The following is a 23,037-nucleotide window of genomic DNA, read 5'->3' on the forward strand; positions in this document are numbered from 1 at the left end:
GGGGACTTGCAGCTAACCGCAGGTCCCCTTAATTTCTCTGGATAAAGAATTTAAACCTCTTTTTCCATCACATAGTCATTCATGAAGAAACCGTTACCGATATCAAGGTCAATGGTTTCTTTTATTTTAAAGCCAGCCTTTTCATAAAAATCCTTGGCTTTGTTTGCTCTATTTACGTTCAGTTGCAAAAATTTTGCCCCTTGAGCTTTGATCTGATCAACCACTTCGTTCATTAAAATTTTACCTACGCCTTTACCGTGCATTTTGGGCAGCACATAAAGTTTGTGCAGCTTATAAACGTGGTTTTCCGAATCAACTACGGAGAAGCCGGCAAAGCCAACATCTTCTTTAAGTTCAGATGCGATCAGGAAAGTATGCCCATCATGCAGTTGGCCTAAAAGCTCACCGTGGTTATACATTTTATCCAGCATAAATACAATTTGCTCTTGCGAGATGATATCGCCATAGGCCGTGGGCCAGGTTTGTTGGGCCAAACTTTTGATCGTAGGAAGGTCCTCTTCTTTGGCTTTTCTGAGATATATCATTTTTTAGGGGTCAGGGATTTTGAAAGTGTACGTTTTGGTCTTTTTTTCTAGCTAAATACTAACTGCTAATCTCTAAATACTAATTACAGCAGTTCTCCAATAAATAGATAAGGAGCCTGAAATCTAAAAGAAACCAAACCGTCTTCTACCACTACAAATTCACCCGTTTCTTGTTGCATCAGGTTATCCGCTTCAAAATAGGCAATCACATCAATCAACAGGATGGTACCCGCAGGCTTCCAAACGCTAAATCCGCTTTTAATGGCATAGTGTTTACTTGTATCGGTAAAAAGCACCAAATTAATATCTGGCAAATAACAGGTTAGGTCATCAAAACTGTTGATCCTACTAATGACATTTACCGCAGGATATTTTTCTTTGATAAGAAACGCCATGGCATCTTCCAGGCCTTCTTTTGGCTTTGGGATTATCCGGATATCCTCTTGTAATGCGGCTCCCTGCGGCAGGTTTCCAACCACAAGATCTACCTTAAGCTCTAAGGAAATTACTTTCTCATATTCACTGGCGGCTACCATGAGCGTTGGGCTCCACTCTAAAAGCTGTCCTAAATGTTCCTCGTTAAAATTTCCCAGTTCGTGAATATACAAGGCAGGCTCTTGTTTTTCCCTGATGATATGGTGTGATGACATGGACCTAAGTTAACAGTTTTTCCGTTCACAATCTACAGTTTTCAGTTGGCAGTTTCCACTTCGTCATTTACAGTTTTACATTTCACCGATTAAACATATCAAACCTTTCAAATTTTCAATCGTTCAAATATATATCGATAACACAAAAATCGTATCTTGTAGTGATGAGCAAAAGTAAATTCGAAATATCAAAAGAAACTGGCCCGCATTTAAGGCTTTTAAGCTTAATAGGCAATTGGGACGGCCGTACCCGCACTTGGTTTGAAAAGGATGTACTGGCAGATGAATCAGCAACGAGCAGTAAAATTATTGCACTGCTCAACAAACGATTTATCCGCTATGAATATAGGGGTATTATCAACGGAAAATCCCACGAGGGCCTAATGGTTTGGGGATTTGATTTGGGCAATAACAAGTGCGTTTGCAGTTGGATAGATAGTTTTCACATGGGCACGGGAATTATGTTTTCCGAAGGTGTAGAAACGAGCAACGGCTTCTCGGTAACTGGACAATACAGCAATAGTGAAATGCCCGAGCCTTGGGGCTGGCGCACAGAACTTGAAATTATCAATTCAGACCAGTTCATTCTGCGTGCCTACAATATCTCGCCAAGCGGCGAAGAAGCCAAGGCTATTGAAACGATTAACCTGAGGCTGGATTTATAAAGTTTGAGGCACCTTGGCTATAAGATAAACATTAAGAAATTAACAGAATTAAGGCATGGTTGAGAAAACTTAATGTCCCTTAATGCCTTAATGGTTAAAAAGAAAATAGCAAAAAAACAAAACCACCTAAGGCCCCTTAGCTCGCCTAAGCCATGCAACTAAAATGTTCTTAGATCTCTAAGAAATTATTTCTTATCTGCTGCCGTCTTTTGATTCATCTGCATGGCCATCATCTGCTTCATGGTATTGTTCATCCCTTCGGTACTCCCATCTAGGAAAATCACATTCCCTTCGCTATATTCTGCAAACTGCTTAATGGCTTCCGTCCACATGGTAAATAAAATCACTGAGGTGTCTAGGTTTGCCTGTTGCATTTCGTGAGCAGCATTGGTCATCCCTTTTGCTACTTCTTCCCTAAATAACGCAATACCCTGACCGCGCAACTGTGCAGCTTCACGCTCAGCTGTAGCGGCAATTTTGATGGCATTACCATCTGCTTCGGCAGCCTTCGTTTTGGTAATCAATAAAGCCTGGCCTTCGTTTTCAGCGGCGGCTTTTAAGTTATTGGAAGCTACCACACGACTCATTGAGCGCATAATTTCTTCGTCAAAAGTGATATCGTTTAATTGCAAATCCTGTAAATGGTAACCCCAACTTTCCAACACTTGATCAATTTGGTGTTTTACGTGCTCAACAATTTCGTTACGCTGTGCCAATACATTTGCTTGCTTCTGCGTAGCTACGTAAGCACGGATAGAGCCTTCAATGGTACGAATTAAGGCCTGCATCAAGTTATTAGAATCTACGAATTTGAAGGCTACATTTTTAATGGTTTCCTCATCGTGATTAAGCACCGAATAAAGCAACATGGCCTTGAAATACACATTGGCCTGATCTTGTGTGACTGCTTGGAAAGATAACTCAACCGAGCGGTTCTGAATAGATATCCTTGAATGAATAACTTCTATCAGCGGAATTTTAAGGCTCAGCCCCGGGCGCAACAATCGTTGATATTTACCGAAAATAGTAATGACAGCAATTGTGCCTTGTTTAACCGTTACAAATGAACTGAAAAGAATAATTAGCGCAAATACAAGTACGCCATAACCGAAGTAATCCATAGCAATAATTTTTGATGACCAATATTACTAAAAATAAACCAGCAAGCGGCTATTCCTATGTCTTTAATCCAAAAAACAATGGGCACATCTTAAAACGGCTTAACAAACAAAAAATACTTTAGGCTGTTTTTAAGCAAATCGAAGTATAGAGATGAACGTAAAACGAACTTTCGGCACTATTTTAACCATTCTTGGCATTGTAGGACTAATTTATGCTGGCTGGGGTTTTCTAAACCATAGCGTAGGCACCAGAGAACTTCTTGTTGTGGCCATTATTGCCATTATCTTTTTTGTGTCGGGCATTGGCCTGATCAAGAATACCAAGGATGAGTCCTAACAAAAATCAATGCTTGTTTTGGGATCTCTTTTGTCTAACAATGAGAATTTGAACCAGCGCCACCAATGAACAAGCAATAATCGTGATGATCAAAAACCTGATCCGCAGCGGGTCCTGATAAAGCAGATATAACGCATATAACAGCACCAGCAATGCCGCTGCCGCAATCACATAATGTAAGGTCAGTTTATTGTTTTTCATTGAGCGAGATCCTGTTGTTTTCAAACTTTAGCCCATGTCCCTTAAAATCAATATCGGTAAGCGTTTTAATTTTTTGAAATGCGGCGCCACTTTCGTCTAAGGTTAAACGGTTAATCTTATCCTGTTTTACCGAGATAACATCGGCATAAAGAAAATCACCTTGGGCATTTATTTTCAATTGCAGCAAAGGCGTTATACCATTGGGCCCCTTTAAGCTAAACATGCCGTAAGTGCAGAAATTACCCAAACTGTAGGCAATAAATTTATTCTTGTAAACTTCTACCGCTCTGGTCACATGTGGCCCATGCCCCAATACCACATCTGCACCCGCATCAATTACGCCGTGCGCAAAAGCGTACACATTCCCACGGTTTTCGTTATAAAAGATCTCCGTTTTTCGGGTAACATGCTCAAATCTGGCGCCTTCACCTCCACCATGAAAGGATACGATCACAATATCGGCCTGTTTTTTCAATTCGGCCACCAACAGCTTGGCGCTATCTATATTTTTAATGGAAACGGTATTCTCATTTGGCGCAAAAGCCACAAAAGCATACCTCACACTATCCATAGAAAACAAATCAAATGGTTTGTCCAACTGCCCCGCATAATGGATTTGCAGGGAGTCCAAAATCTTAGCAGTATTCTTACGGCCCTTGTTGTTAAAATCGCCCACATGGTTATTGGCAACACTGAGCACATTAAAGCCAGCAGTTTTAAAAATTCCGGCATAGCGATCAGGCATTCTAAAAGCATAGCAGTTATTGGGGTTTATCCCCTTGCATTTGGAAGAATTTCCCGAGTTTAGAAAACAACCTTCCAAATTGCCAAATACAATATCTCCTTTCAAAAAAGTATCGACAGCCTTAAAACTATTAACGGCATCATCAGGAGGCAAATTAAGTTTGCTTGGAAAGGCAGAGCCCAACATCATATCACCAACGGCTACAATGCTGATCGTATCTTTTATTTTTTTGGTTTCCGACAATGTATCGGCATCAACAATCTGCTTTGCTGCCGTAGGCCTACTTTGGCAACTTACCAGCACATAAACAACAGCAATACAAATAAGCAGTCCAAAAATTTTCTTCATCATATTTCAAAAAAAATCCCTCCCAATTTGGGAAGGATCGTCTAATATCTTTTTAATTGACTTATTCTTCTATAAACTCCTTATCCTCGGGCTCAATAATTCTTCCACCTTTATAAAAATAGCGGCTGTAATAAGGTTCGTTCAAATTGCTAATTACCACACCACGGGTACTTGACGCATGGGCAAAACGATTATCGCCCAAATAAATACCTACATGTGATATGCTACGGCTCTTGATTTTAAAGAAAACCAAATCACCCTCTTTCAGTTCATCCTTAGACAAGGGGTTAACCATGCTAAAAATGTCACGAGAGTTACGTAAAATGGTTGTATTAAAAACTTTGTCGTAAATAGCCTTGGTAAAAGCCGAGCAGTCTATTCCTTTTTTGGTGTTGCCTCCAAAACGGTAGGGAGTTCCTATCCATTCGTAAATAAACTTATATAATTTTAGGTTTGATGTTGCATTTACTGCAACCCCCATTACTTGCGAGAAATATTGCGAAGCTAAATTGTCCGGATCTTCTACTTTAGCAGCTTCTTTACCTTTGCTTTGGGCAAATGTTGCCGAGAAAGCTGCGAGAACGATTAAAGTAGAAAACAAAAACTTTTTAATCATGTTATACTATTAAGTTTGGGTAAACAACACTTACACTTAACGTAAACCAACGTGGGCTTATTGTTAGGCAGCAAAATTATAATTAAAGCTTCTTTAATCCAAATATTAAAATGTTAAAAAATCAAGTTATTAACATTTTTGTCGCAACGGCCTTTCGGCAAACCGCTGTAAAACGTGTTTTTTTATCCAAAAAGATTAATAAGGCTAAAAGTTGTTTATAAAGAGTAGTTTACAAGATTTGAAAACCGTATCGGTAACGATTTAGTCATGGTGCTTGTTGCACTCACTTTCACTTGATTACCTTGTAAATCATTAGTGCAAATTTAATAAAATAAGGGTAAAGTAACACTAAATACTTTGCCCTTTTTTATCTTTTCACAGCTACTAAAGTACATCCGTTAATGAAAATCTTTCCCAATATGGGGGAATCTGTGGAAAAAGTTTCAATATTATTTTCAAATTTTGCCATACCGACAATAGATATAGCTCCGAAACAAATAGTGTCAAACACTTAAAAAGTCTATGCTATGGAAATTACGTTGAGCAAAATATTATTGCAAATTCGGCATCAGGAAGACAAAGTATCTTCTCAAATGATGCGAACATCGGAAGAGGCTTATGAAATGACCATATTCCTAAGAGAAATGCTGTGTTCTGTAAAATCTTCAGTCTTACAAACTGGATTTAAGGATGAACAACAGGAGGTTGACTTTTTCAAGAATATCAAACCAGAGATATTAGGAAAGCTCATTTATTATAACAAGGTATTCCGTATTGAAACGACCTGCCCTGTCAGCAACGGCAAAATGTATTATGCCTATTTTGAAAATGAATTAAAAAATCTCAAATCCGAATACAAGGATAGTATCTGTAATACGGATTTTTACAAGTATTACCGTGCAGGGAGAACAGACCGTGACCATACTTATTTCAGGCTCGGACAAATCAACTACCACGATGGGTTAAATAGCGGTGTCTTTGAAATTGACCTTAATTTCTCAACGTATTATGACAATCGGGTTGCCCATATTATTGCAAATGAATTACTGTATAATTATCTACTTACTAAAATCAATCCCGAAGAAAATCCCGAAATGGTTTTGATAAGTGGAGATGCCAACATGGATATTTCTTGGACGAACTCGCAAAACGCACTTATTGAGCTTATATACGCTATCTATGCCTCAAATTCTGTTAGCTACGGAAAAATCGGTATCAAAAAATTAGCCTTGATATTTCAGGTTTTATTCCAAACACCGCTAAACGATATACATCACGCTTTCCACAGAATGAAAACCCGAAGCGGTTCCCGAACTGCATTTTTAGACCAGCTCAAAAACTCATTGGAAGAATATATGGATAAAGACCTTTAGTTTATGATCGTCTTATTTTCAAAGCAGTACATTACCGTGTACTGCTTTTTTGTTTGTATCATTTGCCAATATACACCAATTGGCGAACGGTGGTTGAATCCGTTGACGAAACATTTAAAATCCCTTAAAACCCTTATCTGATAAGTTTTTTTTTCAATTGTAAAAATTTTCAAAAAATGCCCAAACCAATTGGCGAAGGTTGGCGGACAAACACTGCCACCTTTGGCAATTTTGCATAGTGAACTTTAAAAAGCTATGCAATGAAAATCATAACTATAGAAGAAGAAGCGTGGAAAAATCTAAATAGCCGTATCAACGCTATTGCTGATTATCTGAAAAGATTGGAAGACACAAGCTATGACGATCTGTGGCTCAATAACCACGAGGTATGCCAATATCTGCACATCAGCGAAAAGACTTTGTGGCGTATGCGTAATAAAAGCGAGATAGCGTATTCAAAAATCTATGGACAATATTTCTATACCATCGGAGCAATTAAGGATATGCTCAATGCCAATGCCATACAGAGTAGTGACGAGTATGTACAACAACTTATGGAAAAGGGCAAAAGCTATATCGAAAAAGGTAGAAAAATAAAATCCGACAAACTTTAAAACTTATCCTTATGAATATTGATAGAATGGAATTTTTGTCGTGGATGGAACGTATAATGGACAGGTTCGATATGCTGAGCGACAATATAGACGACTTGCAAAAGAAACGAAACAGCATTGATGGCGAAGAATTGCTGGATAATCAAGACTTACTGCAAATGCTGAAAATAAGCAACCGCTCTCTACAACGGTATCGCTCCATTGGAAAGCTACCCTATTACACAATAAGCGGAAAGCTGTATTACAAGCTGTCCGATGTGCATCAGTTCATCAGGGAGAGCTTTAACCCTCCTGCGAACAAATAGAAAGCCAATGAGCGACAAATACTGCCTTTGAGTGCCACATCGGGCAAGTCAGTGAACGCTTCCTTTACTTTCGGCGATGAACTTTAAATTTTTATGATTATGAGCGAAGAAATAACAAACAAGCAGGAAATGCCCGAACAGTTATCGGACATATTGTTAGTGCTGGATAAAGAAAAAATGAAAATCCAAGCCGTAAAGAGCATTGACGAAAACGGAAAAATGGAAACCGTAGACCCCACGAAAAAGAATCAAAATCAATTTATGCGTGTGGATAAGCATGGCGATTTCTTCTCTAATTTCTTCTCTAACTTTTTCAGTCAACTGAAAAATCCAACCAACTTTTCATTTTTTAAAGTTGCTGAACCCGAAGCTATTGAAAAGGCAAAGGAAATGCAGAAGCAGGTTGACAAGCCCACTCCGGAGGGCGAAAAGATGATGAAAGAACACGAAGTAAAAACCGACATACAAGAGAATAATAAACAAGAAAATAAAAATGATATGGCAACAGCACAAACAACACCGGAAACAAGCGAATACCGCTACAAGCCGGAGCAGATCGATTGGGATACAATGAAAAATATCGGATTGAGTAAGGAATATCTTGAAAAAAGAAACCTGCTCGATCCTTTGCTAAGAGGTTATAAAACCAACGAACTTGTGCCAATAGGCATCAATCTCGGCGGTTCCATCCTCCGCACAGATGCCCGCCTGTCTTTACAGCAAGGCGAAGACGGAAATGCTATCGTGGCAATACACGGTATCAAAAAAGAACCTAATCTGCATTTTGAGTTCTTCGGACACAAGTTTACAGATGAGGATAAGAAAAACCTGCTCGAAACAGGTAACATGGGGCGTGTGGTTAATCTAATCAATTCTAAAACAGGCGAACTAATGCCGTCTATTATCAGTATTGACAGGCTTACCAATGATGTAATTGCCCTGCGAACAGATTTCATTAAAATTCCCGATGAAATTAAGGGGGTAAAACTGAACGATGAGCAAAAGCAAACCTTAATGGAGGGCAAACCGCTCAAATTGGAGGGGATGATTTCCACAAAAGGAACGGAGTTCTCGGCAACCGTACAGTACAATGCTGATAAACGCTATACTGAATTTTTGTTTGACCGTAGTAACTCCAACGGACAAAAGCAAAATAACCAACAAAACAATCAGCAAAGCCAACCACAGGAAGCCCCAAAAACATTTCGGGGTAAGGAACTGACCGATGAGCAGTATAAGGATTTCAAAGCGGGTCAAACCGTGTATATGGCAGGTCTGGTCGATAAGAAAGGGCAAACGTATAACGGTTACATCACGTTCAACAAAGACACCGGAAAAACTGGCTTTGAGTTTCCAAATCAATATAAAGAAAGAATGCAACCTACCGAAGCCCACAAAACGCAAACTGCCGTCAATTCGCAGGGTAAAACCAACGAAGCGACCAAAAACATCAAAGAGCCTTTGAAGTCCGGGCAACAAAGACCTAAAAATGAAAAACAGCAGGAGCAACAAAACAAGCCTGCAAAATCAAGAGGTAGAAAAGTTAGTTAGTTATGAAAACAGTTATAGCAGAAAAACCAAGCGTAGCAAAAGAAATAGCCAGCCTGTTGGGAGCATCCGAAAAAAAGGACGGCTACCTTATAGGGAATGGCTATTTTGTTACGTGGGCATTCGGACATTTGGTCGGATTGGGAATGCCCGAAGATTACGGAATTTCGGGGTTTGATCAGGCATCATTGCCGATACTCCCCAATCCGTTTATTTTGACTGTCCGAAAAGTCAAAAAGAACAAAGGCTATACAGCCGATACAGGAGCATTGAAACAACTAAAAGTTATCGAACAACTTTTTCAACGTAGTGATAGCATTGTCGTTGCGACCGATGCAGGGCGTGAGGGCGAACTTATTTTTAGATACATTTATGAACACCTGAAATGCCGTAAACCCTTTGAACGGCTGTGGATAAGCTCGCTTACCGAAAGAGCCATCAAACAAGGCTTTGAGAAACTGAAAGACGGAAAAGAATTTGACGGATTGTATCAGGCAGCACAAGGCAGAAGCCGTGCCGATTGGTTGGTAGGTATCAATGCCACACAAGCATTGAGCATAGCCGCAGGCAACGGCATTTATTCACTCGGCAGAGTGCAGACACCTACATTGGCGTTAATTTGTAAACGCTATTTGGAAAACAAGAATTTTACGGTAAAGAAATATTGGCAAATACAGTTGTTGCACCGAAAAGAGGATATAGATTTTAAAAGCATTTCTAAAACCAAATGGGAAGACCAAAAGCTCGCAAATGATACATTGCGGTTAATCGGAAGACACGGCACTGCTACGGTTGTAGCTGTGGAAAGCAAAAACGCAACGGAGCAACCACCTTTGCTTTTTGACCTTACAGGCTTGCAAAAGGAAGCAAACAAAAAGCTGAACCTGTCTGCCGAACAAACCCTGAACATCGCTCAAAGCCTTTATGAAAAGAAATTCATCACCTACCCACGTACAGGAAGCAAATACATCCCTGAAGATATGTGGAGTGAGATTCCCAATCTCGTAAGAGCCTTGCAGGACAACGAAAATTTTAAACAAGCCATAGCCAAAATGAAATGGGGTCGTTTCAATAAACGGATTGTAAATGATCTCCGTGTTACTGACCATCATGGATTGTTGATTACTGATAAAATCCCGTCCGCACTCAACGCAGACGAAACAAAAGTCTATAACATGATTGCCTTTCGCTTGCTCGAAGCCATTTCGCAAGCCTGTGTCAAAGAGATAACCGATATAGCATTGGAAGTTTCACACTATGATTTTACGCTGAAAGGATGTAAGATCCTGGATGCAGGTTGGCGTTCCATAAAAGGCAATTTTATGGATGAAGACACCGAACCGATACAGGATTTGCCCGAACTTAAAAAGGGCGATGAACTAAAAATAAAAGAAGCCTCCGTTTTGGAGAAGAAAACCAAACCACCTGTGCTTTATACCGAAGCCGGACTTTTGTCAGCTATGGAAACCGCTGGTAAGGAAATAGAAAATGAAGAAGAACGGAAAGCCCTGCAAAATATCGGCATCGGTACGCCTGCGACAAGAGCCGCAATAATCGAAACCTTGTTTACCCGCAATTATATCCAAAGGGAAAAGAAATCTTTAATCCCGACCGAAAAAGGATTACAGGTTTATGAATTGGTCAAAGACCGTAAAATTGCAGATGTAGCGATGACTGCCGAATGGGAATTAGCATTACAGAAAATTGAAAACAACGAAGTAGATGCAAGGGTATTTCAGAGGGAGATGGAAACTTATGCCAAATCCATCACGGATGAATTGTTACAAACCTCCATTGCCAACGGGAACCTACCCCAACTTGCCTGCCCGAAATGTAAAACCCGGCAACTCATTATCCGTGACAAGATTGTCAAATGTCCTGACGAAAATTGTAGCTGGGTGCAGTTCCGCAATGTATGTGGAGTGCAAATCGGGATAGATGATATAACGAGCCTTGTCAATAAAGGCAAAACCTCGTTAATCAAAGGAATGAAAAGCAAAGCCGGAAAGAAATTCGATGCTTACATCGTGCTAAAAGAAAATGCCGAGAGTTCGTTTGAGTTTGAGAACAAGAAAAGCAATAAACGAAATGGAAAATAAACAGACTATTGTACCTAAAGAAATCAAAAATCTGATTTATACCATACGTGACAAGCAAGTGATGTTGGACAGCGATCTCGCTTCTTTATACCAAGTGGAAACAAAGAACCTCAACAAAGCCGTAAAAAGAAATATTGAGCGGTTTCCTGCTTCTTTTTGTTTTCAACTGACCGATAAGGAAGTTGAAGACTTGAGGTTCCAAATTGGAACCTCAAGTTTGAGTTACGGTGGACGGCGTTACCTGCCCTATGTTTTTACCGAACAAGGGGTTGCAATGGCTTCTGCTATACTTCGTTCTGATGTTGCTGTCAAAGTCAGTGTAGAAATTATGGAAGCATTTGTAGAAATGCGTAGAATGCTTATTAGCAATGCTTCTTTATTCCATCGTTTGGATAATATTGAATTAAAGCAATTAGAAGCCGATCAAAAATTTGAAGAAATCTTTAAGGCTTTGGAAAGTGACAAGCTCCATAGCGAAAAAGGTATCTTTTACAATGGACAGGTCTTTGATGCCTATACCTTTGTATCAGACATTATCCGAAGTGCCGATAAATCAATTATCCTGCTCGATAATTACACAGATGATACAGTGCTGACCTTGTTGGGCAAACGTAAGGATAACGTAACAGCAAAAATCTACACCAAAAATATCAGCAATCAGTTAAGGCTGGACTTACAACGATACAACAGCCAATATCCCCCGATTGAAATTGAGATTTTCTCCGATGCCCATGACCGATTTTTGATCATAGACCAGACGCAACTGTATCATATTGGAGCTTCGCTAAAAGACCTGGGCAAAAAATGGTTTGCTTTTTCCAGAATGGATATAGAAGTCGGCAGGATGCTTCAACTTCTGAACGAATAATAAACCCTCTGAAATTTCAGAGGGTTTTATTTTAGTTTTTTGATGCTTCCAACGAAACTTTTCTAAACTCTTTTAAAAGTTTCTCCAATTCAAGAGAAGCCTTACGGGCTCTTGTTCCTGCGGCTTTGTTCCCTTTTTCTGCCTGTAATTCCGCATCAGCTTTGAATGCTTCAATGCTTGCGTTGATTTTTTCGATTAGTTCATTCATTATGATAATGGATTAAAATTTATAACAAACAAAAGTACATTTTTAAGCCCTTACATCAACTACGTTTTACGACAAATCCTGCCTCTCAAAGCCAAACCCTGCCACATCTTCAAAGGCTCTTGATCTCTACTCTAATTTTAGGCTTTACGCAAAATTTCTAAACAAAAATTATTATGAGTACACAGCAAAAAGACTTGTCGTATTTCCGTTTACGACTGCAAGAGCATCTTAATTCGAGCTTTCCCGAAAAAGCCAACGATCAAAAATTTATCGACCAGCGTTCCTCGTGGGCAGCGAATGCTTATGAGGGAGCGTTCCGCTCCGGCAACGCTATCGACCAATGCAATGAGATAGCCAATTACATTCTGTTTGAAAACCTGCATTTCTCCAAATTCGATACCATTTTTCAAGTGGTCTGCAATGAGTTTGATACCCTTATGGCAGACGAGGAACTGCGACCGTTCGCCTTCAAAATGTTTCCCGTCTGTGAGCCTGTTTTTGCCAAATATAAACTGACAGATGATTTCGCTTACGGTTATGAGTTTGATGTCCTCTATACCGAACTGACGGGAACTATCGCAATATGGATAGAGGAAAATGGGCTTCAGTAAAAGGCAACACCTCCAGCACAACATCGAAGCCCTGCGGATTGCTTTTACATTAGAAAAGGAAAGACGACAAGCCACCGCAGAGGAAAGACTGCTAATGAAGCGTTACAGCGGATTTGGCGGTCTTAAATTCGTGTTGAATCCCATAGCGAATGAAATAGACATCAATCATTGGCGAAAAACCGAACATGATCTTTTTCCGATAACACAGGAACTCCATAAACTGCTCAAAGAAAATTCCGAAGACGATAAGCAATACCGTCGGTATGTAGATAGTATGAAAAGCTCGGTACTGACTGCTTTTTATACACCACCACAGGTCATAGATACGATTGCTTCGACATTGAGGAATAGCGGTCTTAATATTGATACATTCCTCGAACCCTCCGCAGGTATCGGCTCCTTTATACAATCATTTGCAGAGAACCGGGAGGCTAAAGTTACTGCTTATGAAAAGGATTTGCTCACAGGCAAAATATTAAAGCACCTTTATCCTGAAAGCACTATCCGCATTAGCGGATTTGAAGAGATACCTGAAAAAGAGCAAGGCTCGTATGCTGTAATTGCAAGCAATATCCCTTTTGGGGATACTTCGGTATTTGATCTGTCGTTTTCCCGAAGCAAAGACCCCGCAAAAGTACAGGCTGCCCGCAGCATCCACAATTATTTCTTCTTAAAAGGAAATGACATGCTTCGTGAGGGCGGTTTACAGGTGTTTATTACTTCTCAGGGTATTCTGAACAGTCCAAAGAATGAGCCAATACGCAGGGCGTTAATGGAAAACAACAATCTGGTTTCGGCTATTCGATTGCCGAATAACCTGTTTACGGATTATGCAGGTACAGAGGTTGGAAGTGATTTAATCATATTACAAAAAGATATACAAAAACAAAAAAATTCCTGGAGAGAAAATAAGTTCTGCGGCACATACATAACAGCGGAAAACTTCTCAACTAACGTATTATTGGGAGATCTCGACAGGGTGGTTCATACCGACAAAAAAATAGACACCGATCCTTACGGACAACCTGCTCTCATCTATACTCACAAAGGGGGTATTGAGGGCATAGCAAAAGACCTCAATCAAATGCTTTCCGATGATTTTGGAAAATATTTGGATTTAGGTTTATACAAAGGCAAACGGAACGATGACCCCATCACACCAATACCAATTACCCCGACAGTCGCACCTCCGGTTGCCGAACCTTTAACAGTTCAGACGGAACCACCTAAACAACGAAATATTCCACCTGCAACCGTTCAGGAAAGTCCACAGGAATTAAAGCAACTGAGCATTTTCGATTTGTTTGAGAATGCAGGGGAACCCGTAGCGGTTCTTGCTCCACCAAAGAAAACTACCCAGAGTAAAAGAAAGACAGTAAAAAGCAGGCGTGCTCCTATGGGTCGGCAAACCGACCTGTTCAGCGGTACAATGCAACAATCTTACACGCCTCCTGCTTCAAACGGTACAGTAAAGAGAAACACTCGACCGAACAACACCGGACAGGAAATAATCGGCGACTTGTTTTCACAAGTTGGCGGGAATGGCCACGCTGATAAGCCAGCCGATCCCGACATAGCAATCAACACCATCCCCGAACCTGCTCCGTACAGTGGCGAACTGCAAGCATTCCACCGAAACGACTGCCTTGTCGTGGATAATGGCTGGGTGGGTCATCTGCAAGAAGTAGAGGCAAAAGACGGTACGGCTGTTTTCCACCCCTTGCAATTGCCGCCTTTACAGAAAGCAAGAGCCGAAGCGTATATCGGGGTGCGTGATGTTTATCAACTGCTATACACCAAAGAAGCAGAACAACAGATCGAGCATAAAAAAGAAAGGGAAACTCTTAACCGTCTTTACGATGCCTTTGTGAAGCGGTACGGGAACCTTAACAATGCCGATAACATCAAGTTGATAAAAACAGATAGTGCCGGAAAGGAAATACCTTATTTGGAGCGTGTAAAAGGCGGTATTATTCATAAATCGGATATTTTCAGTCGTCCTGTAAGTTTCTCAACTGTAACCATAACAACCGACAATCCCGAAGAAGCGTTATCCGCTTCGCTGAACAAATACGGGAGCGTGGATCTGGGCTATATGTCCGAAATCAGCAATATGCCTGCTGATGCTTTGAGGGAAGCCCTGCACGGTCGTATTTATTACAATCCGCTCGAAAAGGAATATGAAATTGCTGAACGTTGGGTTGCGGGCAACGTTGTGGAGAAAGCACAAGAGGTCAGAGCCCACCTCGAAAACAATCCCGATGATGCCCAAGCCAAAGAAAGCCTTACCGTATTAGAGGAAGCAAGACCAAGACGTATCGAATTTGAGGAACTCGATTTTAATCTCGGCGAACGCTGGATACCCGCAGGCATTTATGCCCGGTTTGCATCGCACCTTTTCGATACAGAAGTCCGTATCCATTACTCCGATAGTGCCGACGATTTCTCCGTAACCTGTAAGCAAAAGAACGTACACATTTGGGATAAATATGCGGTCAAAGCCAAAAGCCGGACGTATGACGGAATTGCCCTGCTCAAACACGCCCTCATCAATACCACGCCCGATATTTCTAAAACAGTACAGGTAGATGGCAAAGATGTTAAGGTAAGGGATATGGAAGCCATACAAATGGCGAATACCAGGATTGACGAAATCCGAACTGCCTTTACCGATTGGCTTCACGCCCAAAACGATGTGTTCAAAAAAAGGCTGACCGACCAATACAACGACACCTTTAACTGTTTTGTCCGCCCGAACTACGACGGCTCACATCAGGAGTTTCCGGGATTAGACCGAAAGGGATTGGAGATTGACGACCTGTATTCGAGCCAAAAGGATGCGGTCTGGATGATAAAGCTCAACAACGGTGCTATCTGCGACCACGAAGTAGGTGCAGGAAAGACGTTGATAATGTGTACGGGAGCACAGGAAATGAAGCGTTTGGGCTTGGCACACAAACCGATGATTATCGGACTGAAAGCCAATGTACCCGAAATTGCCGAAGCCTACCGCACCGCTTATCCCCACGCCAAAATCCTCTATCCGGGCATTGATGACTTTACGCCCGAAAAACGTCTGCGGATTTTCGGTGATATTAAAAACAACGAGTGGGATTGTGTGATACTCACACACGACCAATTCGGGATGATACCGCAATCACCCGAAATACAAAAGGAAATCCTGCAAATCGAATTAGACAGCGTAGAAGAAAATCTTGATGTTTTGCGTAGTCAAGGAGATGAAGTAACCAGAGGTATGCTTGCCGGAGCGGAAAAACAAAAGGAAAACCTCGAAGTAAAGCTCAAAACGCTGCAACACGATATTGAAAACCGCAAAGATGACATTGTAGATTTCAAAATGATGGGTATAGACCATTTGTTTGTAGACGAAAGCCACCAATTCAAAAACCTGATGTTCAACACAAGGCATTCGAGGGTTGCGGGATTGGGCAATCAACAGGGAAGCCAAAAGGCACTGAACCTGCTGTTTGCTATCCGTACCATACAGGAGCGTATTGATGCGGATATGGGGGCAACTTTCCTGTCGGGAACTACCATAAGCAATTCGCTTACCGAACTGTACCTGCTCTTTAAATACCTGCGACCAAGAGCATTGGCAAAACAGGGTATTAACTCCTTTGATGCGTGGGCAGCGATTTATGCAAAGAAAACGACCGATTATGAATTTTCGGTAGCTAATAATATCGTGGCAAAAGAGCGTTTCCGATACTTTATCAAAGTACCGGAACTGGCTCAATTCTATTCCGAAATCACGGATTACCGTACTGCGGAAATGATTGGTATTGACCGCCCAGAAAAGAACGAGGTGTTTTATAACATACCGCCTACGCCAGACCAGGAGCAATTTATCGAAAAGCTGATGGAGTTTGCCAAAACAGGCAAAGGCGAATTATTGGGCAGAGAACCTTTATCTAAAAAAGAGGAAAAAGCAAAAATGCTCATCGCTACGGATTACGCCCGTAAGATGTCTTTGGATATGCGGATGGTAAGCCCTCATTACCAAGACCACCCCGACAACAAGGCTACGCATTGTGCGAATAATATCGCTAAGTATTACCACAAATTCAATGCACAGAAAGGAACGCAATTCGTGTTTTCGGATTTGGGAACATACAAACCGAACCAATGGAATATCTACTCCGAAATCAAACGCAAGTTGGCGGAAGACCACGGCATACCTGCACACGAAATCCGCTTTATACAGGAAGCGAAAAATGACAAGCAACGCAAAGAACTTATACAAGGAATGAACAGCGGTAAAATCCGTGTGTTGTTCGGTTCTACGAGTATGCTCGGTACAGGTGTCAATGCACAGAAAAGAGCCGTTGCCGTACATCATCTGGATACGCCTTGGCGACCGTCCGACCTTGCCCAAAGGGATGGTCGGGCTATCCGAAAAGGCAATGAAATAGCCAAACATTTTAACAACAATAAAGTGGATGTCATTATTTATGCAGTAGAAAAATCGTTGGACAGTTACAAGTTCAACCTGCTGTACAACAAACAGCTATTTATCGACCAGTTAAAATCCAATAATCTCGGCAAACGGACGATTGACGAGGGCAGTATGGACGAAAAATCGGGCATGAACTTCTCAGAATACGTGGCTATTCTTATGGGCAATACCGACCTGTTGGACAAAGCTAAAATAGAAAAACAGATTGCCGGACTGGAAAGCGAAAGGCAATCGTTCAACCGTTCAAAATCGAGTGCCAAATATAAATTGGAAGACTATACGGCAGAACTCGACAGAACCCAATCCCGATTTGACCGTATGAGCCTTGACTGGAATAACCTGCAAGGGCGTATTCAAAAACTGTCGGATGGTACTGTTGCTAACCTTATTAAGCTGGACGGCTTGTCGCCAAATGCGGATACAAAACAAATCGGTACAAAGCTCAATCAGCTTGCGGACAAATCCCGTACAGGGGGGGATTATGAGGAAATCGGAAGCCTCTACGGTTTTCAGCTTTTGGTAAAAACGGAAATGTCGCAAAAGGACGGTGCGGATATTCGGGTAAACCGATTTTTGATACAGGGCGAGGGAAATATCAAATATACCTACAACAACGGTATCCTTGCCAAAGATGAGAAGCTGGCATCTATGAATTTCCTTAATGCACTGGAAAAACTACCTTCCTACATTGAACAGGAACAAAAGAGAATAGCCGAAATTAAAAAGGATTTACCTGTTCTTCATGAAGTGTTGAACGGTACGTGGAGTAAAGAGAACCGATTGAACGAACTTAAAACCGAGCTGGCTTCTGTTGAGCGGAAAATACAGTTATCTATCAAGCCCAAAACACACGACGAACCCGAAGAACAAACTGAAAAACAGCAAGAAACACCAAAGGTTTCGGAAAGTATTGTGCGAACAAAAGGCATTCATTTACCAAGAGGGGTATTATAAAAGGGGCTTTTTATAAGCTCCCTTTTTCTTGGCAGACGTTATTTTACATAGTTCAGATACCAATGTACCCCAAACTTATCTATGACACACACCAGGTTGGTGTCAATCGTTGTTTGGAAAAAATCAAATGTTACATTTCCGTCAATTTTCAATTTCTCAAAAACTGATTTTTGTTCATCAGGATTATCAAAATTTACTGTCATTCCAATACCGTTTCCAAAACTGATTTCTTCCTTTTCAAAACCGTCAGAAATATAGAAATGAACGTTTTCCGCTTTAAATTCAGCGTGGGCAATTTTGTTCTTATAGGCTTCCGATACCTGATAAGGTGTTTCTGAATACCGTTGTACAAAAATTGTCTGTCCTCCAAAACAATCTTCATAGAATTTCAAGGCTTCTTCTGTTCTGCCTTTAATCGTAAAATAAGCAACTAATGTTTTCATATTCAATTATTTTTAGGCAAAGATTGTTATTAACCCTGCCATAAAATTGAACGGAGTTGCTATTTTACGCTTTGAGAGGGCAATATGCCGAATGCCTTATAATATGTTCGTGTAAAATGTGCTTGGTCTGAAAAACCACCTAAATAAGAAGAGTGTGTAAGGCTCTGTTTTTGATAAACTGCTTTTAGGGATTTGACTAATTTCGTATATAAAACAAACTCTCTAAAAGATATTCCTGTTTGCTGTTTGAAAAGATGAGAAAACCGATACATTGATAAATGGCTGTGTTCAGAAATCTGTTTGAGCGTTATGTCTTCTGTTTTTCGGATTTTATCTATTGCTTTTCTAATTCTTTTGTCTATCGCAATACCAGAAGTATAGCCAATTTCGGAAATAATTTTGTCAATTATTTTTTTGGTCAAGCTCTCGTCATTCTGCTCATCTGAAAGCCATTTTTCTAAACGTTTGGTTATATTTTTTACCTGAATAAGCGATAATTGTTTGAAGGGCTCTTTTCTGTCGGTTAGTTTTAAGCCTTGTTCAGAGAAAGGCTCGATATGGATAAAAGCAATGTAGCTGTTATCAGGATTGACAAGTTTTCGGATAGTGTTAGCCTGCATAATTACTCCCTTGCAGGAAACCTTTTGCCGCTCACACCAATAATCAATTTCATCTGAAAACGATACAGCAACGGTAATAGCGTGATGCAGATGTTCGCTGGTCTGGATGTCTTTACCGATATAAATCCCGCCAATGTCCGAAAACCCTATTTTTATGTGTTTTTTCACGATTTTTTATTGTCTTACAGACTTAGATATTGTCCTGGTTATTTACTCATTATCTTAGATGGTTTCCTTTCCGTTTCATCCTGCAAAGTTATCAAATTCAAATAAGCAAATGTTTATATCTTATGGATAAACTACATTGCGGGTATTATCAAACAAAACTACTTATCATCGTACTCATCCATTTTTCTAATCAGTGCATCACGTAAGTTGTCAAGGAATTTCGTTCGGTTTATTTTTCGGGCTTTCAGTTCCAAAAATGTATGATAAAAATCTCCTAAGTCAATATTAAATGTGCTTTCAAATGTTTTGGCAATAACCTTGATGTCGGCATTTCCATTGTCAAATATGCCGTGTGCATATAGAGCATATATCAACTCCGTTAATGCTGTTTTGCTACCTGTCCAGTTCAGTACAGGCTTTTCAGAAGTCTTATTTTGATGCGTGTTATGAAGCTGATCTTCAAGATAAACCCGTATCAGGTCATTAGCTATAATCTTCGCCGCTTTGTAATCATGAGACGTGGAAAATCTGTGGTCGGTTTCAAAATAAACAGTATCCAGACTCAATTTTATATCATATTTACCTCTGATAAAGAGCTTGTCATCAATGAAAGAATTATTAGTCCGGTAGTATTTATAAAATTCGAGATTGTTGTCAAAATACTTTTTGAGTTTTCTCAATTCTTCATTTAGATATTTTTTTATAGCCTTACTATTGTTTGGCTTTTTGGTTTCAATTTTATAAATGGCATTGTAGTAAACGAGCTTTGCCACAATTGCAGGCTTCTGATACTTGAAAAAACGGATTTCTTCATCTGTATTCTTAAAACCTCTTTTTAGAACATATTCTTTTACTTCAGACAGACAGTTTACAATGAGGTGAATAATGGTTTCTATACGTTGTATGGAATAATCGGTTTCCAACTCACATTCATGAATTGTGGTTTCCAGACTATGGAGTTTTTCATTCAAAAATTTATTCATTCAGCTTTATTTTAGTGTTTTTGGTTTAAAAGGAAAAGTCTATACAGGCGTAGCCACAGAAGATTAAAAATATTCCCCCAATGTTATGTAAAAGCCGTGGTAGCCACGGCTGAAACCATAATCCAACGATATATTTGTGCCGGATAATTTATCGACCTTAATCCTTAGCCCACCACCGACGCCTAAACTCCATTTAGAGAACAGCGGATTTTTATAGTCCTCTGTGCTATTGAGGTTTGAAAACAGTGTAAATCCGAGCAGTCCATCACGTGTGATGTCCTTTCTATATTCCGCTTCCAGATAAAACAGGGATTTCGCACGAAACCTGCTCTGCTGAAAACCACGACCCGAAGTATTGAAATCATCCCATCCAATGGATGGCAGATCAAAATAAGGAGCATTGGAATTAAATGTTGTCCAGTAATAGCTCCATAATGCGATCAGGTTCTGCCGTTCAGGAGACTTGGTCAATCTGTAATATTTTTTGGCATCCACATACAAAGAATGCCAATAACGATCACTACCCATAAATTCGGGATTCATCCTGTACGTAATATTTAAGTAGCTTCCCTTTGATGCATTTATCGAACTACCCCTCGTATCATATAGTAAATCGAAGCTGATACCGGAGGAGGTGCTGGTTGTTCCGTTCGTGGTTCCATAATTGTATCCGGAAAATTGTGTAAGTGTTGGGTCTTGGGAGTTTGTTTTAATCTTTGAATTGACATCAAGATGATATCCAACCCCTAACAACAGTCCGGGAGAAACCTGTCTGAATATTTGCTGGTAAACACGCAGATATGATCTATCGACTAATAACTTGTCATCATCAGTTTTTAGCTTTCCTAATCCGTAGGTGTATTCCGGGTATTTCAAAATCCGCATATCGCCTCGTAAAGCCCATTTGTTACGATCCAGCCAGATGTAGGAACGTACAGGGAGTCCATACCTGCCCTCAAAATCGAAATAGGGAACAAACCAGACTTCGGATAAATTCGTGTTTTTTCGGCTTCCGAGATAAAAACTTCCTGTTACCGTGGTGACCAAAGCCCTGCCACCTCCGGGAACATCTGTAGTCAATGGCAGTACGGAAAAGCTGAATGGCTTATCCGTGGTGTCACGAGGTTCCGGAGGTATGTATATTAAACATCTTTTCGATGACATCAAACAGATCCTTCTGCTTAATGGTATCCTGTTTGGCTTCAATGCCAGTAGAATCTGTGGGAGTCTGAGCATGAAGTGCCAGAGGGAGGAAACTGAGGCACAGTACTGTCCACTGCATCCCTGCTCTTATCCGCATGGGCCATTGGGGACACTCATTACTGAATGTTAAGCATTCTTTTTTATTTTTCACTACTTTCATGATTTTATGAAATTATCTATTGATGGTATAACCCACTGTCCATTCGACAAAATCAGCCTTGCCCATATGTGCTTTGATGGATACCCCGGCATTGATATTTTTATACACGTAATACCGAGCTCCAGCCCTTAGGAAAAAGGGATTTACCTCACCGTTGAACTCCTGCCTGTGCAGGTAATAGCCGATATTTCCGTTTAGCACAAGGCGTTCATCCAGGATATGTACGATATACAGGGTCGGCCCTCCCGAAAACTGGGAGCCAAAGGCTCCTGCCTTTCTGCCCGCCACTTTGCTATCGTTCCCAGAACCAGAATAATAAAAGTCCACTCCGGCTCCCAGACGCCATTTGTGGGATACGTGCCTGCTGGCATAGATCCCGATAGTCGCTTTGAGGTAGCTGTCGTCCGAGTCGGGACTGAGCTGTTTGACACCCGTCCCGAGATTGATGTGGTACAGCCATTTTTTTGGAAATGGTGCGATAGGGGCATCGTGCCTTATCATAGCTTCCGGATGTGGCTGATAGCTGACCGAAAGTGACAGTGGCACCAGATTGATACCTCGGTTAGGCAGTGCCATGGCTCCGTTTGAAAAATGGTGGAACGACACGCCGATCCCTGCCTTCCATTTTGCATGGAGGCGGTACTGTGCACGAAGGCCAAAATCGATAAAAACGTTGTTCCGGGAGCCAATTGCCAGGTTCAATGGATTGTCAACCTTGTCATAGGGTTTGAAGTTACCTGTCAGACCCAGTGCGATCCGGTAGTCAAACGACCATCTGCGGTCACTTTCCGGGGAAAAGGGAACCTGCACGAAGCCGTACACGGCGAACGGATTTCCTATAATGTCGTTGTTAAAGGTACCCGAATAGATCCCCACGCCATAGATGGGGTTATTGTAGAGTGCATTATAGGCATACCGCTTACTGTTCTGTTTCCAGCCGATCCTCAGGTTGGCTCCCTGATAGTAGGCATCCTTATAGGTCATATCCCTCAGTTCCTTTTGTTTCAGGATTCCACCGTTTTCCAGATCGAACTCAATGACCAGCGGATTACGGGCAGGAGCCTGTCGGAGGGAATCTTCCTGAGCCATGCTGAACAGTGGAAAAAAGGCAATAAAAAAAGGCAATAGGGATTCATGCCGGCATGCCGGCCAGAAAAATAGTAATCTCATTTGTA

At 40.9% G+C, this 23,037-nt stretch carries 21 protein-coding genes; 10 read left to right on the top strand and 11 right to left on the bottom strand.

Annotated elements, in window-relative coordinates; translation table 11 throughout:
• Positions 1–50: 50 nt before the first annotated feature.
• Both DUT71_RS00695 and DUT71_RS00700 read right to left on the bottom strand, forming a co-directional pair.
• Positions 51–545 carry a GNAT family N-acetyltransferase gene (locus tag DUT71_RS00695; RefSeq protein WP_113660633.1) on the bottom strand — a complete coding sequence of 165 codons (495 nt, stop codon included), beginning with the start codon at positions 543–545 and terminating at the stop codon, positions 51–53.
• A gap of 83 nt (positions 546–628) precedes the next feature.
• On the bottom strand, positions 629–1,195 hold the full coding sequence (locus DUT71_RS00700) for a thiamine pyrophosphokinase (protein ID WP_113660634.1): 567 nt from the start codon (positions 1,193–1,195) through the stop codon (positions 629–631).
• A 164-nt stretch (positions 1,196–1,359) separates the two neighbouring features.
• On the opposite strand from DUT71_RS00700, the gene DUT71_RS00705 reads away from it, so the two are divergent.
• Complete coding sequence (locus DUT71_RS00705; RefSeq protein WP_113660635.1) at positions 1,360–1,860, top strand: DUF1579 family protein; 501 nt, start codon at positions 1,360–1,362, stop codon at positions 1,858–1,860.
• Between the two features lie 185 nt (positions 1,861–2,045).
• On the opposite strand, the gene DUT71_RS00710 is transcribed toward DUT71_RS00705, so the two are convergent.
• The gene (locus DUT71_RS00710) at positions 2,046–2,981 is read right to left on the bottom strand and encodes an SPFH domain-containing protein (RefSeq protein WP_113660636.1); all 936 of its coding nucleotides are present in this window, start codon (positions 2,979–2,981) and stop codon (positions 2,046–2,048) included.
• Positions 2,982–3,132: 151 nt separating this feature from the next.
• Here DUT71_RS00710 and DUT71_RS00715 point away from each other — a divergent pair, with 151 nt between their 5' ends.
• Positions 3,133–3,318: a hypothetical protein gene (locus DUT71_RS00715; protein ID WP_113660637.1), complete on the top strand. Its 186-nt coding sequence runs from the start codon at positions 3,133–3,135 to the stop codon at positions 3,316–3,318.
• Between the two features lie 187 nt (positions 3,319–3,505).
• Here the strand turns inward: DUT71_RS00715 and DUT71_RS00725 are convergent, their stop codons facing one another.
• Together DUT71_RS00725 and DUT71_RS00730 are read right to left on the bottom strand one after the other, a co-directional pair.
• On the bottom strand, positions 3,506–4,615 hold the full coding sequence (locus tag DUT71_RS00725; protein ID WP_240186817.1) for a CapA family protein: 1,110 nt from the start codon (positions 4,613–4,615) through the stop codon (positions 3,506–3,508).
• Positions 4,616–4,673: 58 nt separating this feature from the next.
• Positions 4,674–5,228 carry a C40 family peptidase gene (locus DUT71_RS00730; RefSeq protein WP_113660639.1) on the bottom strand — a complete coding sequence of 185 codons (555 nt, stop codon included), beginning with the start codon at positions 5,226–5,228 and terminating at the stop codon, positions 4,674–4,676.
• Positions 5,229–5,755: 527 nt separating this feature from the next.
• On the opposite strand from DUT71_RS00730, the gene DUT71_RS00735 reads away from it, so the two are divergent.
• The 6 genes from DUT71_RS00735 to DUT71_RS00760 all read left to right on the top strand — a co-directional run bounded on the left by DUT71_RS00735 (position 5,756) and on the right by DUT71_RS00760 (position 12,035).
• Entirely contained in the window at positions 5,756–6,601 is an 846-nt protein-coding gene (locus DUT71_RS00735) for an RteC domain-containing protein (protein ID WP_072997319.1), read from the top strand.
• A 260-nt stretch (positions 6,602–6,861) separates the two neighbouring features.
• A complete protein-coding gene (locus DUT71_RS00740; RefSeq protein WP_072997318.1) occupies positions 6,862–7,215 on the top strand; it encodes a helix-turn-helix domain-containing protein in 354 nt (117 codons plus the stop codon).
• An 11-nt stretch (positions 7,216–7,226) separates the two neighbouring features.
• The gene (locus DUT71_RS00745; protein WP_072997317.1) at positions 7,227–7,520 is read left to right on the top strand and encodes a helix-turn-helix domain-containing protein; all 294 of its coding nucleotides are present in this window, start codon (positions 7,227–7,229) and stop codon (positions 7,518–7,520) included.
• A gap of 99 nt (positions 7,521–7,619) precedes the next feature.
• Complete coding sequence (locus DUT71_RS00750; protein ID WP_072997316.1) at positions 7,620–9,071, top strand: DUF3945 domain-containing protein; 1,452 nt, start codon at positions 7,620–7,622, stop codon at positions 9,069–9,071.
• A 2-nt stretch (positions 9,072–9,073) separates the two neighbouring features.
• Positions 9,074–11,167 carry a type IA DNA topoisomerase gene (locus tag DUT71_RS00755; RefSeq protein WP_072997315.1) on the top strand — a complete coding sequence of 698 codons (2,094 nt, stop codon included), beginning with the start codon at positions 9,074–9,076 and terminating at the stop codon, positions 11,165–11,167.
• On the top strand, positions 11,157–12,035 hold the full coding sequence (locus DUT71_RS00760) for an ORF6N domain-containing protein (protein ID WP_072997314.1): 879 nt from the start codon (positions 11,157–11,159) through the stop codon (positions 12,033–12,035). Before DUT71_RS00755 ends, DUT71_RS00760 begins: the two co-directional genes overlap by 11 nt.
• A gap of 31 nt (positions 12,036–12,066) precedes the next feature.
• On the opposite strand, the gene DUT71_RS00765 is transcribed toward DUT71_RS00760, so the two are convergent.
• Positions 12,067–12,243: a histone H1 gene (locus tag DUT71_RS00765; RefSeq protein ID WP_072997313.1), complete on the bottom strand. Its 177-nt coding sequence runs from the start codon at positions 12,241–12,243 to the stop codon at positions 12,067–12,069.
• Between the two features lie 173 nt (positions 12,244–12,416).
• Here DUT71_RS00765 and DUT71_RS00770 point away from each other — a divergent pair, with 173 nt between their 5' ends.
• Both DUT71_RS00770 and DUT71_RS00775 read left to right on the top strand, forming a co-directional pair.
• On the top strand, positions 12,417–12,854 hold the full coding sequence (locus tag DUT71_RS00770; protein WP_072997312.1) for a DUF1896 domain-containing protein: 438 nt from the start codon (positions 12,417–12,419) through the stop codon (positions 12,852–12,854).
• On the top strand, positions 12,841–18,285 hold the full coding sequence (locus DUT71_RS00775; protein ID WP_072997311.1) for a helicase-related protein: 5,445 nt from the start codon (positions 12,841–12,843) through the stop codon (positions 18,283–18,285). The genes DUT71_RS00770 and DUT71_RS00775 overlap by 14 nt, the downstream gene beginning before the upstream one ends.
• Positions 18,286–18,323: 38 nt before the next feature.
• On the opposite strand, the gene DUT71_RS00780 is transcribed toward DUT71_RS00775, so the two are convergent.
• The 5 genes from DUT71_RS00780 to DUT71_RS00800 all read right to left on the bottom strand — a co-directional run bounded on the left by DUT71_RS00780 (position 18,324) and on the right by DUT71_RS00800 (position 23,032).
• Entirely contained in the window at positions 18,324–18,728 is a 405-nt protein-coding gene (locus DUT71_RS00780; RefSeq protein ID WP_072997310.1) for a VOC family protein, read from the bottom strand.
• Positions 18,729–18,787: 59 nt separating this feature from the next.
• Entirely contained in the window at positions 18,788–19,516 is a 729-nt protein-coding gene (locus tag DUT71_RS00785; RefSeq protein WP_072997309.1) for a helix-turn-helix transcriptional regulator, read from the bottom strand.
• A gap of 158 nt (positions 19,517–19,674) precedes the next feature.
• Complete coding sequence (locus DUT71_RS00790; RefSeq protein ID WP_072997308.1) at positions 19,675–20,499, bottom strand: RteC domain-containing protein; 825 nt, start codon at positions 20,497–20,499, stop codon at positions 19,675–19,677.
• A 63-nt stretch (positions 20,500–20,562) separates the two neighbouring features.
• Complete coding sequence (locus DUT71_RS00795; RefSeq protein WP_072997307.1) at positions 20,563–21,579, bottom strand: BamA/TamA family outer membrane protein; 1,017 nt, start codon at positions 21,577–21,579, stop codon at positions 20,563–20,565.
• Positions 21,580–21,874: 295 nt separating this feature from the next.
• Positions 21,875–23,032, bottom strand: a complete 1,158-nt coding sequence (locus tag DUT71_RS00800; protein ID WP_221405655.1) for an acyloxyacyl hydrolase — start codon at positions 23,030–23,032, stop codon at positions 21,875–21,877.
• Positions 23,033–23,037: the final 5 nt, after the last annotated feature.

This window comes from Pedobacter nanyangensis (assembly GCF_003313505.1).
Classification (GTDB): domain Bacteria; phylum Bacteroidota; class Bacteroidia; order Sphingobacteriales; family Sphingobacteriaceae; genus Pedobacter; species Pedobacter nanyangensis.